We start from the raw sequence: 17,619 nt of genomic DNA on the forward strand, positions 1-17,619 counted from the left end.
ATTTTAAATAAGGCCAGTGCAGCTCTCAAGGTAAACAACTGACTCGAAATACATCATTCAACTTTAAAGGTAATATCAGGGTACTAAATTGCTGGATAATGGACTCTTTACACATGGCTTCACGCTGCGCCATATCCTCCAAATACATTTCTCGATACTCCGCATTCAGCACAGGTTTACCATTCTTAATAAAAATCGATAGGGCCCGACATTCAGAAAACTCAAAGCATTGCTCGTTCACCGCAAAGTCAAAATCGTTGACCAACGCTCTCAGCTGATCAAGGTCATTCTTCAGACCAATGGCCAGTCCTCGTTGATGAGCCTGAGCAGCAAGAAAACGGTTAAACGCCAACTGATCATTCGAACGAGCAGAAAATCCGGTGTTATGTCGATAAGTGTCTACATTGTCTGGTTCAACGCCATCACAACCTTTTTTTGCCGCTAACGCCAAACGACTCGCCATGATGCTTTTTACCTGATCGGAACGAATGTCTAACCAACGTTCATTGTCCCAACCACTCAGCGTTTTACCTAAATCTTGCTCCGCAAAGGCGGCCGCATCAGGGCGCCAATCCTCATAGGAACCAGCCGAAAAATAACAAATGACTTTTTTGCCTGAGGCTTGCAAGCGCTGAATCAATTCAACAGGCGAGTCAAACAAATCAATATCGTATATATCGACATCATAGCTCTCATTCACTATTCCCTGTAATTGCCAGTGCCAAGTAGCAGAGACAGGAGGCTTGTACCAATCATCGACGGCATACACAGGGGAAAGAAAAAACATGGTAAAAAAGGCAAACAAAACGCGCATAGTGGACCCCATCATCATAAAAAGCTTACTGAAAAGCCCACGACATGGTTTGCCGTTACAACACTCTACGCTGTTATGAATAAAAAAGACTTACAAATCACTGAAATGCATCACACTCTTAATAATACTAGGCTTTTATACGGTGTGTGATGGACGCAGCAAAGACTTTTTTAGTATTCAAAATAAAAAGTCTCAATGGAATACCTGAGATAAACATTCAGGATCAATCTCCCCATGACAAACTCGGGTCACACCACCACTCATGCTGACACGAAAGTCCTCGCTGATATCAATGTCGATTTGTCCACCTGGCATAATGACCTTAATATTCGCATCACACAGCCCTAATTTGTAAGCCACGGCCGCAGCGGCGCAACTACTGCTTCCAGACGCTAAAGTATAGCCCGCACCGCGCTCCCAAATTTCAATGCAAATATGTTGACGGTCAATCACCTGCATAAACTGCACATTTGTGCGATTCGGGAAGTTCGGGTGAGTTTCAATCAGGGGACCAAATTCTTTTGCGAGTGTTTCTGTGGGCGAGTCCGTCAAGATCACACAATGCGGATTGCCAATGGTTACCGCGCTGTAAATATGATCCAACCCCATTACATTTAGGCTTTCTAACAAAACTTCCCTAGGTTCGCCCCAAACTGGAATGTCACGGCTGCTAAAAGACACCTTGCCCATTTCTACATTTACCCGACGCCCTGCTTCGAGTACCTGAGCCTTCACCACACCCCCTTTGGTTTCAATACTGAAAGGCTTGTCTTTTACCAATCCAGCATCCCACAGGGCACGACAGAAAATTCGTAGGCCATTACCACTTTTCTCCGCTTCACTGGCATCAGGGTTAAAGATGCGTAAACCAAAGTCGGCTACGGACGACTCAAACGGCCCAATTAATAAACCATCCGAGGCAACACCATAATGTTTATGGCAAATGTTTTTAATAGTTAATGCCGCAGGTTCATCAAGAAATTCATCAGGTGAGACAACTAAATAGACATTTCCAAGGGCATGGTACTTACGGAAATTCATTTATTATTCCTTATACTATTCTCTTCAACTACTCAATTAATTGATGCTCTAGAGCATATTTTACCAACCCAGCCGAAGTATGAATATCAAGTTTGTTTTTAATATTTTGCCTATGGGTCTCTACCGTTCTAACGCTGATATTGAGCGTTTGCGCCATTTCTTTATTCGACAAACCTATGGCTAATTCTTTGAGGACTGACAGCTCACGCTTGGTTAGCTCTTCACATTTCTCAGGCGTACTCGCTTGCGAAAATAAAGCATCCGAGGCCCCTGAACTAAAATAAGTGCCCCCCTGACTCACGGTATTCATCGCCTGCACCAGCTCTTCCGATGACACATCTTTTAACACATAGCCATTGGCACCAGACTGGATCAAAGACAAAATGTATTCTTTATCATGATGCATGCTGAGCATGAGAATTTTTATCTCTGGCTGTTCTGTCTTAAAGCGCTTCGTCGCTTCCAAGCCGTTCAATACTGGCATGGATACATCCATCAGCACCAAGTCTGGTTTCAGCGCCTTGGCTTTTTCCAGAGCTTCTAAGCCATTAGACGCCGTACCGATAACCTCTATATTTGCTTCCAGCTCCAACCGAGCTTGCAAACCATCCAAAACAAGGGTGTGATCATCCACCAGTAAAACACGTAATAGTGAAGGTGACATTGTCATACTCTAACTCTTTTTATTGTTTCAATAGGAAAGGAAAAATAACCGTCTAGTCTAAATAAGGGAAGTAGCATATGTTCGAAGCCCCCTACCTTTTTAAGATTCAATATAGTGTGTCACTTTAACCTGTTCTTTAACCAGAAAATACGCACAAAAAATCGGAACATGAAGCACGTCCGATTTTTTTGATTTTTCACTCGCTATCATGACCAGATAATTAAGGACGGCTTGGTAGACTTATTCGTACCTTGTATGGACTCCCTCGGTTTTAATACGATAAAATCTTATTTCGCATTAAGGTCTTACGTTGTACAACATGCCCATGTTCATCCATCGTGCAAAGTTCAAAAATATTTTTTGCTAAATCTAAACCAACTCGCATAATAGTCATGTGGACTCTCCCTTTAGATTAGTGGTCTCAGCAACTAATCTTGGCACATAGATGCCGATGGTGGGGGAGTCCATCCCATTTCCTTAACCACCCTCGGCAAAATTTTTATAAAGAACGCTGATCCAAATAAGGCTGTATAACATCAACGACAAAAATACCGCCGCTGAGCCCAAATCTTTCGCTCTTCCTGACAGCTCATGCAACTCTAGGCTAATACGATCAACCACAGCTTCTACGGCCGAGTTTATTATTTCAACCAATAACACAACCAACATGGCACCATTCAACAAAGCAAGCTGAAAAAAATCGGTAGCGACAAAAAGGCTAATAGGAAACATCACCGCAGCCAGCAGTAATTCCTGCCGAAAAGCGGACTCATGTCGGTACACCGCCTCAAAACCCTGCATCGAACATCGTCCAGCCTTAAGAATACGACCTATACCAACGCCATTTGGCTTAAGAACATTGTTTGTCATAATTACATCCCTTTTTCTATTCATCATGGTGATTTAGTTTTTACGGCATGAGCTAAAAACATCCAGCTCCTCTTCATAAATGTCGGTCGTAATATTGTTCAGTCCTAAAATAGAATGAAACAGATTGTCTTGTGAAACTGGCTGCTCGCTTTTGGCCATCAAACACGGGGCACTAATTTTATTAGCTAATTGATATTCTTTGGAAAACCACATTAAAAATGGAATGTGCGTTTGCTCCGTAGGAGCCATGAAATAGGGTGTACCATGCAAATAGATATTGTTTTCCCCTAACGATTCGCCATGGTCTGATAGATATATCATTGAGGTATTATAGTGAGGCGATTGTCGATTAAGAAACTCAATAACTTCATTTAAAAAATGATCTGTATATAAGAGAGAATTGTCGTAAGCGTTAGTAATCTCTTGCCTTGAGCATTCCTGCAACTGGTTGGTCTTACACACAGGTGTAAATTGCTCAAATGCTTTTGGATAGCGTTGGAAATAAGAAGGCCCATGACTCCCCTTTTGATGCAACACGATGAAAACATCTTGATCAAGGTATTCGACCTTTTCGTCCAGCTTATTAAGAAGAATCTCATCGAAGCATTCCTTGCTGTTACACCACAACTCATTATTCGCATGACTTAGTTCATCTGTTGGCACCCTATCACACGCCCCTTTACAGCCAGAATTATTTTCTCTCCATAGAACCCACAAGCCAACTCGTGACAACACATCCAATAACCCTTCATATTTTTCTGATTTTGAATGGCTATAATCCGATCTCTCAAACTTAGAAAACATACAAGGCACAGATACTGCGGTTGCTGTTCCACATGAAGAGGCATTAGTGAAATTAATAACATCTTGTTTTTGAAGCTTAGGATTGGTTACTCGACGATAACCATTAAGTGAAAAATTAGCCGCTCTCGCCGCTTCACCTACCACTAATACTGTCAGGTTATGTTTTCCATTAGCAGGCAGAACCTTAGATCTTAGAGCATCTAAAGCAATAGCTTGTGGTGGCGCACTTTCCGAGGCGAATACACTAGAAGCATAGGTCGCCGTCGCATAAATAAAATTAACTGGGTTAATCAAATGTCTCAAGTAGCGGTTATTACGGAAAAAAGAAGAATAATCTTGATAAAAAGTCATCAAAATCAAAATGATAATCAGGATACTCGCAACACCACTAATAAGCCGACCCGCTAACCCCCTTAGCACAGAGCTTGGTTTTATGGTTACTCGCCATACCATCAGCGTCGGCACTACACCCAAAAAAACAACGTAGAAAAACAACTTCCCTGACAACAACTCCGCGGCTTCAGAGACATCGGTTTCAACCGTATTCTGTATCATGTTCCAGTCAATCAATATGCCATAGGTGTCCATAAAATAACTGGCACTGGCCGCTGATATTAGAATTATAGTAAGGAGCGGTTTTCTGAGATAAGGCAGCGTGGTAAAAAGAAGCAGTATATTAATAAAAGCGACTAAAAAGACAAACAACGACAGGTAAAAACCGACATTCCACAGCGACAACGGATAAGGCAACTTGAAAACATTTTTCCACAACGAAAAGTTATAAAAAAACACGAAGGCGGTGGCTAATAAAACATTGAAAACGCTGGAACTTAGGGTGATTTTTTTTGGTAAGCGCCATACCGCTAATAACCAATATTTTACGACTATTGTTCCACGGTAAAGTGGCTGGCTGACATGATGATAACTGGTTGACATAGTCCTACTCTGAATCTATTTGAATGAGTAGAAATATGCCTGATTAACCGACTAACTTATGTCCCATTAATGTCCCTATTGTGTGGCGCAATGTCATACTTATGTACTGATATTAATAATAAAACCTAGACCACTACAGGCCAAGTCACTAATATTCTGGCGCCACCGAATTCACTACGATGAATGCTCACCTCGCCACCATGTTGGCGAGCTATTTGCGCCACAATGGCCAAACCTAACCCATAGCCTCCTGTTTCTTTATTCCGACTCACATCGAGGCGAGTAAAGGGTTCAAATAAATGCACGGCCTGTTCTTCAGTAATGCCGGGGCCATCATCATCTACCCACATTTTATAATGCAACGCGTCTACGCTGACACCAACCACGATAGTAGTGTTAGTGTATTTGTCTGCATTACTCACCAAGTTACGTAATAGCCGAGACATCAGCTGAGGCTCCATCGCCACCCATGTCTCTTTGTCTGGCAAGCTAAGGTGAATTTCAGTATTAATTTCCGAAACAAGATGCTGTTTTTGCTTGAACAACCAACTTGAAACATCCATATTTTCTAATTTCAGCAAGGGTTCCGCGCTCTCAAGCCTCGTGTAGCTCAGCAGTTCATGCACCATTTCCCCCATATCATCAATGTCGGCATTCATGCCCAACAGATATTGGTTTTTCAAATTGTCATCAGAGGTGTCTGCCACCATTTCCAGCTGAAACCTAAGGCGCCCAATAGGAGAACGTAATTCATGTGAAACGGCATTGATTAAATTTCTTTGGCTTTCAAACAGCCGTTTTAATCGTTCCGCCATCACGTTAAACGTTTTACTCAGGTCACCCAAAGCTAAAAAACCTTCAGGTGCCCGAGCATCAAACTCTCCCCGACTAAATGCATTGGCCGTATGTTCCAATTTCACTAATCGATACTGCATTCCCAGCACCCAAAGTAAGGCAAAGCCAACAAAAATAAACAACGGAAAATATCGAAAAGCAGTAAATACTAACTCGGCGGCTTCGCTCTCTTTCATCGGGCCAACTTTCACAACGGTATTAGGTGCAATAAGCTGAAAATGAATATCTAAAGGGAAAAAAGGCCAAACAGGCACACCTTGTTGAATATCACTAAGCTGTTTTTCAGACAGTGTTAACTGATCAAAAGGGATGATTTCTATCGGAAGGTTGGAGGTCTTATTGATACCTTGCAGTAACGTCTGAAACTCTTCGTTAGACTGAATCGGGTATAACGCCTTTATTAACGTCACCACGGTTTCGTAATCATGGAGCTGATCATCGTGGAGTTCATCATAATAAAGGCTGTTGAAAAGCATTTCATTGCCCACAGTAGAAATGAAAAACAAAACAATTAACGCCAGATACATGCTGATAAATTGTTTAAGCAAGGTCATACCAAAAAAATGAGATACCGAGAGCTTAGACTGTTTTAGCGGTGCAGCACTGTCACCATTATGTCTTGATTTGTCATCGTTAAACATTCACTTGCCACTGATCAGTAATAAAAAGATAACCTTTGCCGCGCACGGTAATGATCCTGCGGGGAAGCCCATGACTGTCGCCCAGTTTTTTTCTTAATGACACAATTTTGTTGTCAATGGATCTATCCTGTCCATCGTACTCAATCCCACGTAACGACTGACTAATTTGATCTCTTGACACAGGTTTCTCGGGGTTATTCGCAAGCAACCATAATAATTCTAACTCTGTTTCTGTTAATTTAACGGGCTCGCCCGCCAGCTCAACTTGCCTACGTCCCATATTAATCATAAGACTGTCAAAAGTCAGTTGGTCCTTGTTGGTTTCAGGCGTTTGATGGGAAGTATCAGTATTTTTTTCGTAACGGCGTAACAATGCCCGCACTCTCGCCAGCAGCACTCGCGGGTGAATGGGTTTACTCACAAAATCATCCGCCCCCATTTCTAACACCGCCACCTGATCCATATCATCACCACTGGCCGTCAACACCAACAGCGACCCTTGGTACCACGCTTGCAACTTTCGGCACACGGTTAAACCATCGACATGGGGCAACATCAGATCGAGAATAATAAGCTGAGGCAATAATTGTTCCGCCAACTCCAGTCCTTTCTGACCATCTTCGGCATGATTAACAATGAATCCTTTTTGGCCTAAATAGCTTGTTATTAACTCGGCAAGCTTAAGGTCATCTTCAATAAGTAAAATAGTACAGGGTTGTTCATCATTCATAAGATTGGTATCAAAGTTAGCGGCTAAACATCGTCACCCATGACAGTAAACTATTCTAACCATTCAGTAAAAGTCCATATGATGAAACGGTGCGTATTTTTGGCTATATTATTCACCACACCAGTCGACTCTTTTATGAATAAATTCAAGAAGGTAACATAGGTTAAAGAGGCAGCACCGCATAGATCCGCGTACCTTTTCCGTTCTGAGATTCAATAAAGAAACTGCCCCCAATCAATTCTAATCGTTCTCGCATATTAATGAAGCCTATGCCTGCACTTGGTTCAGCGCTAGCCACGATACCTTTACCATTGTCCTTACATTCAAATTCAAGCTGTTGGCCTAAAAACCAAAGCTTGATTGACACCCGACTTGCCTGGGCGTGTTTTTCAATATTGGTCAAGGCTTCCTGAGTAAGACGATAAATGCTGATTTCGATTTCATCTGCCAATTCAACGGGAACATCAAAGCGATAATCCACTTGAATGTCAGTACGTTCAGAAAACTGATCAATCAAGGAACTCAGCGCCGTATCTAAACCCAAATCATCCAGTAAAGTAGGACGTAAATTATGGGAGATTTGTCGTACTTCATTAATCGTCTGGCTAATCATGTCGCCGGCCTTGAGCAACTCTTGTTGCACGACTTCTTTATCGTGCTCGCGCTTTAATTTATTGCTAGCCAATTCAATGCGAAACTTACAACTGACCAGTAATTGATTAATGCCATCATGAAGTTCACGGGAAAAGCCACGCCGCTCATTCACCTGCAAACGCATAAAACGCTGAGCAGACTCTTTCAAGCGTGAATCCGCCAGCCTATGCTCATGTAAATTGATCACCAAGCCTAACAAAATAACCAAGACAACCGTAATCACCACCACCACAATCACGGTAAAAAAGCTACGCTGGATATTATCGTTCATAGTCACTTTGGTTTTCGCTAACTCGGCATAAATATCATCCAGATACAGGCCTGTGCCCATCATCCAATTCCAACGCTCTATGGTGACCACATAGCTAAGCTTATCTTCTTGCTGCATGAGAGGAGGTTTTTCCCAAATATATCTATGGTAACCACCGCCCGCCTGTGCCGCCTGAATCAGTCCCTGAATCAAAAAATTCCCAGTCCTATCTTGAAACTCCCAGAGATTCACACCAACAAAATCCGGTTGCGTCGGATGAACTAAATTTACCCCAGACATCTCATAGGCAAAAAAGTAACCATCGTCTTCATAGCTTAAACTGGTTAGGATTTTTTTCACTTGTGCTTGTGCTTGCGCGTCACTTAATTGCGTATTGTCCAGCACGGGCTGGATGGCTGACAAAGCAATATTGACATGATCTTTCAACGCCTGTTTTTTGGCATCAACCAAGTTGAATTCATAAATAGACAGCTCTTCCGCTGCCAGCTCACGGGCAGACTGAAGACTCAGATAAATGATGATGGCGGTCGCGACAATCAAAGGGGCCACAGCCAGTAATATAATTTTACTTTTTAAGCCCACGGGACGAGACCTATTTATTATTGTTATAAAAATGCTTGGTGTCACTCTAGCAGTAAACGCCAGAATAAACGAAAAAAGCGGGTTAAACCCGCTTTTAACATAACTTGAAAATCCTTTTTCTCTCTGAAACATTAGCCCATTCCGAACCATTCAGGGAAGACCATCAAACTGGCCAAGACGAGAATCTGGATCAAGATAAAAGGCATAACCCCTTTATAGATGTCCTTGGTTCGTACCGAACTCGGCGCCACCCCTTTGAGATAAAATAAACTGAAACCAAAGGGCGGTGTCAGGAAAGATGTCTGCAAATTCATTGCAATCAGAATAGCAAACCACACCATATTAATGCCAAGTGTTTCCGCAACTGGTGCAAGAATCGGCACAATAATAAAAGCAATTTCCACGAAATCGATAAAGAAGCCTAAGATCAAAATCACAACCATTGCCAAGATAATGAAGCCCCATTTTTCGCCCGGTAGGCTAAGCAAGGCTTCCTCAACAATATAATCCCCACCTGTGTAGCTAAACGCCATAGAGAAAGCGGTTGCCCCCATCAGGATAGCAAAGACCATGGCGGTTACTTTCACTGTTTCTAAGCCACTGTCATACAGCATTTTCCAACTAAACTGGCGATATAACAGCGCCAACACAATCGCGCCCATGCCACCCAAAGCAGAAGACTCTGTTGGTGTCGCAATACCGGTAAAGATAGAACCCAATACGATTAAGACGAGTGCCAAAGGCGGTATAATGGCTTTTAACGCACTGAAAATTTGCTCTGCACGCGTTTCGTCATCTAGCTCCTGTGGCATGGCCGGTGCCATTTCAGGATTTAAGAAGGTAAGAATCAAAATATAAATAATGTAACAAGCAATCAACGCCATACCTGGATACAAAGCAGCATGGAACAGGTCACCGACTGGGATACCTAACACGTCACCCAAGATAATCAAAATAATAGAAGGCGGGATAATTTGTCCTAAGGTACCAGACGCACAAATCGTGCCGCAGGCCAACGACTTGTTGTAGTTGTACTTAAGCATCACAGGTAAAGAAATTAGCCCCATGGCAACCACACTTGCGCCGACCACACCCGTCGATGCCGCCAACAGAGCCCCTACTAATATAGTAGAAATCGCTAAACCACCGCGAACACCACCAAATAACTTGCCCATGGCTTCCAGCAACTGCTCAGCCAAGCGAGTTTTTTGTAGCACTATGCCCATAAAGACAAACAGGGGCACCGCCATCATGGTCGTGTTTTCCATGTAGCTTTGTATGCGGAACGGCATAAAAGCAAACATATCAAAACCTTCAGCAAACACCCCAAAGATCAAGGCAATGCCGCCAAACGTAAAGGCAACAGGGAAGCCCAGTAATAACATTACTAGGGCAACAAAAAACATCATAATTCCAATCATAAACGACCTACAAACTTAAAAATGGCAACAAGGATTAATGTTGAATAGGTGGATGCGAAAAACCGTCCACACTCAACCCTCGTATGGCATTGATAGAACGAATCAACATACCCAAGCCACTGACTGCCATAGAGAAAAAGGCAAAAGGAATAACCGCTTTAATAATCCAGCGGTAGGGTAAACCACCTGGGTCGCCACTGGTTTCCCCTAACAAAAATGCTTCATGGGCAAAACCAATACCGTAGTAACCCACGAGTAAAGTAAAAGGTAACAAGAAGAACACACAACCGAACAGGTCAACCCAAGCTTTACCTCGAATTGATAGGTTTTCGTAGATCAAATCCACACGAACATGACCACCATGTTGTATTCCATAGGGAATTCCTAGCAAGAAAACGGCCGCGTACAAATGCCACTCCAGCTCCTGCATACCAATAGAGACATCATTAAAGGCGTAGCGCATTAAAACATCGTAAAAGACATTAAAAAGCAGACCAATAAACAACACAGTGGAGATAACACCCAGTAGATTTGAAAAACGAGTAATACCTCGTTCTAGGTTGATTAACAACATTACAAGCTCCTAGAAAAGACACAGGGCAGGCTCATACCATGCGGTACTCACTTGCCCTGTAAGAGAGGCTGTTCCACAAAATATGCAACAGGCCTCTTAGAGATTTATTCCGCTAAACTGTCAACACTTTCAAGGTAAGCACGGTCAGAGATATTGGTCCAAACACGAGCTGTTTTCATATAGGCCGCTTGAGACTCAATGATTTCCTTCGCGACAGGGTCGGCGGCAGACTTCTCTGCAAGCAACTCCTGGTTAGCTTTTTTCATGGCCGCTAACACTTCTTTAGGAAAGGTTTTAACCTGAATATTCGGGTATTCAGAAGCCATAGTCGCCCAGTTCACACCGCTTTCATGATAAGACTGCGTATACATATCGTACGCAGCTAACTTCATAGACACACGTAAGATTTCACGCAGATCATCAGGCAACTTCTTCCAAGTACGTTGGTTGACTAAGAATTGAAGTTCCGTTGCAGGCTCATGCCAGCCAGTGTAATAGTAAGGTGCGATTTTGTGGAAACCCATACGTAAATCTAGGGAAGGTCCGACCCACTCAAGGGCATCGATAGTGCGACGTTCAAGGGCAGTATAAAGCTCGCCTGAAGCAATGTTAGTTGGCTTCGCACCTAACTTAGCCAAGACTTCACCTGCGAACCCTGGGATACGCATTTTCAGACCTTTAAGGTCATCCAATGAATTGATTTCTTTCTGGAACCAGCCTCCCATTTGGTTGCCTGTGTTACCACCTGGGAAAGACAACAAACCGAAAGGTTGATACACCTTCTCCATTAGCTTCATACCATCACCTTCATAGAACCAACCGTATTGTTCTGGCGTGATCATACCGAATGGCATAGTGGTGAAGTACAAGGTGTTTGGCACCTTACCTTTCCAATAATAAGACGCGGAATGGCCTAAGTCGTACTGACCTGAACGAACCATATCAAACACACCAAAAGGCGCTTTATGTTTATTAGAAGAGTCGATAGTAATTTTTAAACGACCATTCGACATTTCCTCAGCCATGCGAGCCATGTTACGAGGAGCATCGCCAAAAATAGGGAAGTTAGCTGACCAAGTCTCAGCCATCTTAAGTTTATAGACTCTGTCCGCAGCAAAAGCAGGCAGGGAAATAGCACTGATAGTCACTGCAGCGGCAGCAACTAGGGTGGTTATCTTCAAGGATTTCATTGTTTTTATCATCCTGTTGTTATGATTATTGGGTAAAGATATGAACTAGCAGGGCGGATAATCGCGCGATTAGAAAGTGTAAACAATTCGTACGAATACCGAACAAAAAACGGGAACTACCTAGTCACCTACGTATTAATACGTAGATGACGAAATTAACAAACAACATAACCAAGCTAAAAAAGCTTGGCTATCTTCTATAAATTCGGCCTATCTGGACAATAAGAATCAATTGAATTGGTAACGTGTTCTTTGTTGATAAAGCTGATCTGCATTTAACACAACAGAAGGGAAAACAGAATGATGAACCGCATCGGGCCAAGCTTGCGCTTCCAACGCCACACCAGAGTAAGCACGCAATAAACCTTGATTGATATTGAGCTCAGACGCCAGCGAAATATATCGTCCATCGTACACCTGCAAGCCTGTTTCGGTTGTCTGGTAAGTGAGCGTCAAGCCTGTTTTCGGAGCAATCAAGGTCGCTACTTCACGCATCTCCTGACGCTGATCGGATAAACAAAAATTCGTGTCTAACCCAACATACTCTGCTGTGCCATTTTTAGAGCCAATGGCACGAGATGTTCGATAATCAAACGCCGTACCTTCAACTCTTTTAATCTCACCAGTCGGAATCAAGTTGTCATCCACCGGCAAATACGACTCAGCATGAATAGACAGACTATGATCCAAAATAGAACCCGTGCCATCTAAATTAAAATAACTGTGACCAGCAAAATTACACAAGGTGGTTTGATCTGAAACGGCTTCAATCTCCATCTCCAAGGCATCACCAATCAAGCGATAAATCAGATTAACCAGCATATTGCCGGGGTACCCCATATGACCATCGGCCAACTTCACTTGTAAATGCACAAAGTCCTCACCACTGGCCTCAATTGCCCAATTCAGATTACCCGTGCCAAATGGCCCGCCATGTAATTGATTGGGTTCTGGTGGTGACAGGGGCAATAGATAAGTTTTGCCCGCAATAACGGCATGACCATTGGCAACACGGTTAGCAACACGTCCGACCACCGCGCCGAAATACTTTGCCTCTTGCTGATAGGCGAACAAACTATTCGAACCCAAGACCAATGAATGCTCATAGCCATTCAAGTGAACAGATTGAATCGTCGCACCATAAGTTAAAATGCTGACATCCAACGACGCGTTATGCAGGCGTATTTGTTGAACTGTCTCTTCCGCCAAGGTTCCTATCTTTATTATTTTTGTATTCACAAGTGCGTCCTTATTATCAAAAAGCAAACATCAATCAAAGCGCATCATATTCACCAAAGACATGTCGTTCAAATGAAATAATATAGAATCTGGATAGCAATCCCGATATGTCTTTGTCCATAAAGCTAAGCAAAAAGTCATTTCATCAAACGCTGAATACTAGGCTCAATCAAATCCGCCCATCGCGAATACTGACTCCCATTGGGATGCAGAAAATCCTTCGCTACACGACGACTCAAAACGCCTTCATTCGTTAAAAAATGAGCATTAATATCGAGATAAAACACCCTTTCGTCATCCCCATAGTGTTGAATGATTTGATTGATGGAATCATTGAGTACACGTAACTGTTGTGTCGGCTTCGCACTACGGGGAAAGATAGCCAGTAATAAGATTTTGGTATGAGGTAATTTCTCAGCCAACACATCTAAGATTTTCTTGATACCTAAGGCCGTATCTTCTGCTTTATCCTGTCGATGCCCAGTATTGTTAGTGCCAATTAGCAAGACCAAAAGTTTCGGCTGAATGTCATCCACTTCCCCTTGCTCAAGGCGCCACAACACATGCTCGGTTCTATCGCCATTAAAGCCAAGGTTCAAGGCATTACGCGGACGGTAGAACTCATCCCATATATCTGCACCTTCCACCTCCCACGCCTGAGTAATGGAATCACCGAGAAACACCAAATCGACACGATCCATGGCTTCTTTTTGTACGAGCTTTGCTTCATGACGAGGTAGCCACCAATCGGTTTCTTGCTTTGCAGGAACAACAGACAAAGGAATTTCAATCACCACAAACAACCTTAGCTTAATACTAAATAGCATCCTATCAATTCACAGCAAAAGACAAAGAGCAATGCTTTTTAATTAGAACACGTAAAGGCTTTATTAAAAGGGAGCTTTGATCAACATGAACAACAATAAGTCAAAGAACCTTTTACATATCGCTGTAAAAAGAGAAGTAACCCAATAATAGTCACATGACCATTATTGGGTTAAATAAGAAAGGGGACGATCATGTTTAGTACTTAGCTTCCCACCGTTGAAAAGCCGCCAAATGGTTTTCTGACGCTTTACGCAGGCGCATAAAGACGTCTTCCACCTCACTGGGTAGATCCAGTTTTAGAAAACGTGAATACATATCAATATTGGCTATTTCAGCAGCAACACCAATAGAAAAAGTCTCTTCATAGTTCGCCGGTATCACAGCGCTTTCCATGCCACGGTCAACGGGTAAAGCAATGCCATATTTTTCAAACAATGGTACTAACCAAGTAATGTGTTTTTCTTCTGCTTTAATAATATTAGTAAAAGGCTTCTTACCACCAAAGGTCTCGATGATCTTTTGGTACTCTCCCCTTGCAAGGTATTCATCCTCTAATGCGAAGTTAAGCATTACTTCTAACGTGAGCTCTTTGTCAGACAGGTTTTCAGCACCCACGGCACCATAATTATCGCCTGATGCCAGCGCTGGCAAGCAAATCATTAAGCATGTAATAAGTCCCCCTTTTAACCAAAGTCGTAAATTATTTTTCATTATTTCCTCCTACTGGAATTAAGGCCTCAAAATATTAGAAACCACTAATATACAGTAAAGCCTACATATGAAGAACAGTTAGGAAGAAAATAGCTTTTCATGACATAGGTCAGGTAAAAAAGTCAGAAACTAAAAGAATGACACAAAGAGGAAGGGAAAATTAGTTATGACATCACAAGTCACGTCCGAGGAAATGCGTTCCCGGTATTGGGTTGTAGCTCACAGGATCACAAGGCTCAAAGCCCAGTTTTATATACAGTTTTCTAGCCGTTTCAAAATCCGCTAGTACATCAAGACACATTCGCTGATAGCCATTTTCCTTAGCGCAACCCATTAATTCTGTGACCAGTTTTTCACCTAAACGATGACCTCGCTCCGTAGGGCGAATATAAACACGCTTCATTTCACATACTCGATCATCCACACGTCGAAACGCCGCACAACCAACCACTTCATCCTCTTTAAAAATTAAGAAAACCACACCATATGGAAGTGAGTATTTACTTTCTAAAGAAACAAACTCCTGCTCATTCTGTTGGTAATCTAAACTGACAGGCGCAGAAGCAATGTATTCACGAAAGATAGCTAAAACAGGGTCATTATCTTGCGGAAAAGCGGCTTGGCGAATAGAAAACATACTGCATCCTGAGAATAAAATTAAAGTAGAAAGTTAAACGGAAAGCTCTGTTGTCTTTCATTAATAAGGTATTCTAAGCATCTTATTTAAGGAGGTAAAATACCGTGAGCGTGATTCTTTTTTATATTAAAAAAATCGTTGGTACCATGCTGATGCCAATTCCTCTCACACTTATGGCTATGCTTCTCGCGCTTTTCCTAATAAAGAAACGGCCGAAAACTGCTAAATTCTTTTTATTCTGCGCCATATTGCTTTTAGGTTTAACCAGCTGGAATCCTGTGGCAGACAGGCTCATTGCCACGGTTGAGCACGACTACCCTATTTTTGATATCACCCAACCCGTTGATGTGGTCGTTGTGCTCGGCAGTGGACACAAGGTCCTTAGCAATACGCCAGCGGTCATGACATTAAGCAGAAGTGCGCTTTTCCGCTTGGAAGAAGGGCTACGTATTTTAAGAGCCAACCCAGACGCCATGTTGTTTGTCTCTGGCTATGGTGGTGGAAATATAAAGTCGCATGCTGAGGTGATGCGTGAAGCCGCGATAGAACTGGGAGTAAGCCCAACACGAATTAAAACCTTCCCGCTCGCCAAAGACACCGAAGATGAGGCCAATATGATGGAAGCGGATCTAAGGGGGAAACGCATTACCCTAGTGACCGAAGCCTCCCATTTAAAGCGTGCATTTACCTTCTTTGAACGAGCGAATATCAATGCTATTCCCGCTCCCGCCTTATATTTGGGATCGAAACAAAGTGACTGGCGTATCAGTGCTAATGCCAGCTACAACAGCCAAAGAGCCTTCTACGAATGGCTAGGTCGCGCTTGGCAGTGGATCAAAGGGTAATCATTTTTTGCAACCAATCATGCAAACTAAAAAAGGCAGCTGCCATTGCTGGGCGCTGCCTTAATTTCTGCATGAGCCAGTTGCATTACGCTAGCTTTTATCTCAGAGCTTTTAAGGAAGTAACCCTTACCGCTCACTATTGCTATACCTATTTTTTAATAACAAAAAACAAGATATAGAACATGAGAAGAACCGCTGGAAAGGTAAAAACAATACCAAAGCCAACAGTAGCTGCAATGCATATAACACCGAATAATGTACCGGGTAAAATAAGCGAATAAGGTACGTAATTAAACCTTACCCAGTAATGACAAATTCTAAAGTAAAAAAACCAAGCCAACGGAAAAATAAGAAAAAAAACGTCCCTCAACCTTTCCCAGGTTAATGCTTCTTCTTGAGTTAATACTTTAATAGCCATAGAAATAATATTAAGTATCGCGCTAATACTAAGCCAAACACCTAGGCCTGATAAAACAGTACAAACAATAGCGATAGACAACCGTATTTTCATAAGAATCAATTCTCTTTAGAGTGGCGTTAACTAGTACCTTTACGCTGCATTCATTAAATCTGACTTTTCACTTGAGGAATAAAAATGAGACAAAAAAGGCCAAGCGCATGCTCAGCCTTTTCGTATTTCTTTTTCATCAAACCTGAAACAAAAAGTTCTTGATCAAGTCTTTACCACCTTCGGTAGCAAACGATTCAGGATGGAACTGTATACCTTGAATAGGATATTCCTTATGGCGAATCCCCATTAATTCAAACTCACCGCCCTTGTGGACCGTCGCTAAATCACTGAAATCCGCTTCTTTCAAATCCCCAACCGATGCCGTCACTTCCAATACATCAGGGAAGCTTTCTGCTTCGGCAATGAGCGAGTGATAACGCATCACTTCAAGCTGGTCTGGAATGTCATGGAAGATGCCTTCACCATTGTGGGTAATCGGGCTGGTTTTACCGTGCATGGGTAAGGGGGCTTTCACTACCTTACCACCGAACACATGGCAAATACCCTGCATGCCAAGACAAACGCCCATCAGTGGAATGGTTTTACCGAATTCCAAAATCACCTCGGCACACACACCAAAGTAGGCTTTGTCGTCTGGTGATCCTGGCCCTGGGGAAATAATAATGCGATCTGGTGCCGCTTGACGAATATCGTCTAATGTCACTTCGTCGTTACGTTTAACAATCACCTCAAAGGCATCAATCTCACCTTGGCTTTTTTCCGTTTCCAATACTTCGCCAATAAACTGATAAAGGTTGTAAGTGAAGGAGTCGTAATTGTCGATAATATAAACTTTCATGT

The 17,619-nt window shown here is 42.6% G+C and carries 18 protein-coding genes; 1 reads left to right on the plus strand and 17 read right to left on the minus strand.

The features are described from left to right. Positions 1 to 25 precede the first annotated feature (25 nt). The 15 genes from I8J31_RS09425 to I8J31_RS09495 all read right to left on the minus strand — a co-directional run bounded on the left by I8J31_RS09425 (position 26) and on the right by I8J31_RS09495 (position 15,462). A complete protein-coding gene (locus I8J31_RS09425; RefSeq protein ID WP_199468173.1) occupies positions 26 to 814 on the minus strand; it encodes an endo alpha-1,4 polygalactosaminidase in 789 nt (262 codons plus the stop codon). A gap of 192 nt (positions 815 to 1,006) precedes the next feature. Beyond that, positions 1,007 to 1,855, minus strand: a complete 849-nt coding sequence (dapF, locus tag I8J31_RS09430; RefSeq protein ID WP_199468175.1) for a diaminopimelate epimerase — start codon at positions 1,853 to 1,855, stop codon at positions 1,007 to 1,009. Between the two features lie 28 nt (positions 1,856 to 1,883). Beyond that, positions 1,884 to 2,525, minus strand: a complete 642-nt coding sequence (locus tag I8J31_RS09435) for a response regulator transcription factor (protein ID WP_199468177.1) — start codon at positions 2,523 to 2,525, stop codon at positions 1,884 to 1,886. A 471-nt stretch (positions 2,526 to 2,996) separates the two neighbouring features. Further along, complete coding sequence (locus I8J31_RS09440) at positions 2,997 to 3,389, minus strand: diacylglycerol kinase (RefSeq protein WP_233402678.1); 393 nt, start codon at positions 3,387 to 3,389, stop codon at positions 2,997 to 2,999. Positions 3,390 to 3,422: 33 nt separating this feature from the next. Then, positions 3,423 to 5,129, minus strand: a complete 1,707-nt coding sequence (locus I8J31_RS09445; RefSeq protein ID WP_199468179.1) for a phosphoethanolamine transferase — start codon at positions 5,127 to 5,129, stop codon at positions 3,423 to 3,425. 125 nt (positions 5,130 to 5,254) lie between these two features. Next, positions 5,255 to 6,625, minus strand: coding sequence for an ATP-binding protein (locus I8J31_RS09450; RefSeq protein ID WP_199468180.1), 1,371 nt, complete (start codon positions 6,623 to 6,625; stop codon positions 5,255 to 5,257). Beyond that, entirely contained in the window at positions 6,618 to 7,355 is a 738-nt protein-coding gene (locus I8J31_RS09455; RefSeq protein ID WP_199468182.1) for a response regulator, read from the minus strand. The genes I8J31_RS09450 and I8J31_RS09455 overlap by 8 nt, the downstream gene beginning before the upstream one ends. A gap of 163 nt (positions 7,356 to 7,518) precedes the next feature. Further along, positions 7,519 to 8,862 (minus strand): cache domain-containing protein, encoded by a 1,344-nt coding sequence (locus tag I8J31_RS09460; RefSeq protein WP_199468184.1) that lies wholly within the window; start codon positions 8,860 to 8,862, stop codon positions 7,519 to 7,521. A gap of 131 nt (positions 8,863 to 8,993) precedes the next feature. Beyond that, positions 8,994 to 10,283, minus strand: a complete 1,290-nt coding sequence (locus I8J31_RS09465) for a TRAP transporter large permease (RefSeq protein WP_199468186.1) — start codon at positions 10,281 to 10,283, stop codon at positions 8,994 to 8,996. Between the two features lie 34 nt (positions 10,284 to 10,317). After that, positions 10,318 to 10,857, minus strand: coding sequence for a TRAP transporter small permease subunit (locus tag I8J31_RS09470; RefSeq protein WP_199468188.1), 540 nt, complete (start codon positions 10,855 to 10,857; stop codon positions 10,318 to 10,320). Between the two features lie 104 nt (positions 10,858 to 10,961). Further along, the gene (locus I8J31_RS09475) at positions 10,962 to 12,047 is read right to left on the minus strand and encodes a TRAP transporter substrate-binding protein (RefSeq protein ID WP_199468190.1); all 1,086 of its coding nucleotides are present in this window, start codon (positions 12,045 to 12,047) and stop codon (positions 10,962 to 10,964) included. 228 nt (positions 12,048 to 12,275) lie between these two features. Next, positions 12,276 to 13,286, minus strand: coding sequence for an aldose epimerase family protein (locus tag I8J31_RS09480; protein ID WP_325101190.1), 1,011 nt, complete (start codon positions 13,284 to 13,286; stop codon positions 12,276 to 12,278). Positions 13,287 to 13,423: 137 nt separating this feature from the next. Then, a complete protein-coding gene (locus I8J31_RS09485) occupies positions 13,424 to 14,113 on the minus strand; it encodes a GDSL-type esterase/lipase family protein (RefSeq protein ID WP_199468191.1) in 690 nt (229 codons plus the stop codon). Between the two features lie 196 nt (positions 14,114 to 14,309). Continuing rightward, the gene (locus I8J31_RS09490; RefSeq protein ID WP_199468192.1) at positions 14,310 to 14,825 is read right to left on the minus strand and encodes a ferritin-like domain-containing protein; all 516 of its coding nucleotides are present in this window, start codon (positions 14,823 to 14,825) and stop codon (positions 14,310 to 14,312) included. A gap of 172 nt (positions 14,826 to 14,997) precedes the next feature. Next, on the minus strand, positions 14,998 to 15,462 hold the full coding sequence (locus tag I8J31_RS09495) for a GNAT family N-acetyltransferase (RefSeq protein WP_199468193.1): 465 nt from the start codon (positions 15,460 to 15,462) through the stop codon (positions 14,998 to 15,000). 104 nt (positions 15,463 to 15,566) lie between these two features. On the opposite strand from I8J31_RS09495, the gene I8J31_RS09500 reads away from it, so the two are divergent. Next, positions 15,567 to 16,307: an ElyC/SanA/YdcF family protein gene (locus I8J31_RS09500; protein WP_325101191.1), complete on the plus strand. Its 741-nt coding sequence runs from the start codon at positions 15,567 to 15,569 to the stop codon at positions 16,305 to 16,307. Positions 16,308 to 16,455: 148 nt separating this feature from the next. On the opposite strand, the gene I8J31_RS09505 is transcribed toward I8J31_RS09500, so the two are convergent. Further along, positions 16,456 to 16,806 (minus strand): hypothetical protein, encoded by a 351-nt coding sequence (locus I8J31_RS09505; protein WP_199468194.1) that lies wholly within the window; start codon positions 16,804 to 16,806, stop codon positions 16,456 to 16,458. Between the two features lie 148 nt (positions 16,807 to 16,954). After that, the gene (locus I8J31_RS09510) at positions 16,955 to 17,617 is read right to left on the minus strand and encodes an anthranilate synthase component II (protein ID WP_199468195.1); all 663 of its coding nucleotides are present in this window, start codon (positions 17,615 to 17,617) and stop codon (positions 16,955 to 16,957) included. Between the last annotated feature and the right edge of the window lie 2 nt (positions 17,618 to 17,619).

Source organism: Marinomonas transparens (genome assembly GCF_016463975.1).
Classification (GTDB): domain Bacteria; phylum Pseudomonadota; class Gammaproteobacteria; order Pseudomonadales; family Marinomonadaceae; genus Marinomonas; species Marinomonas transparens.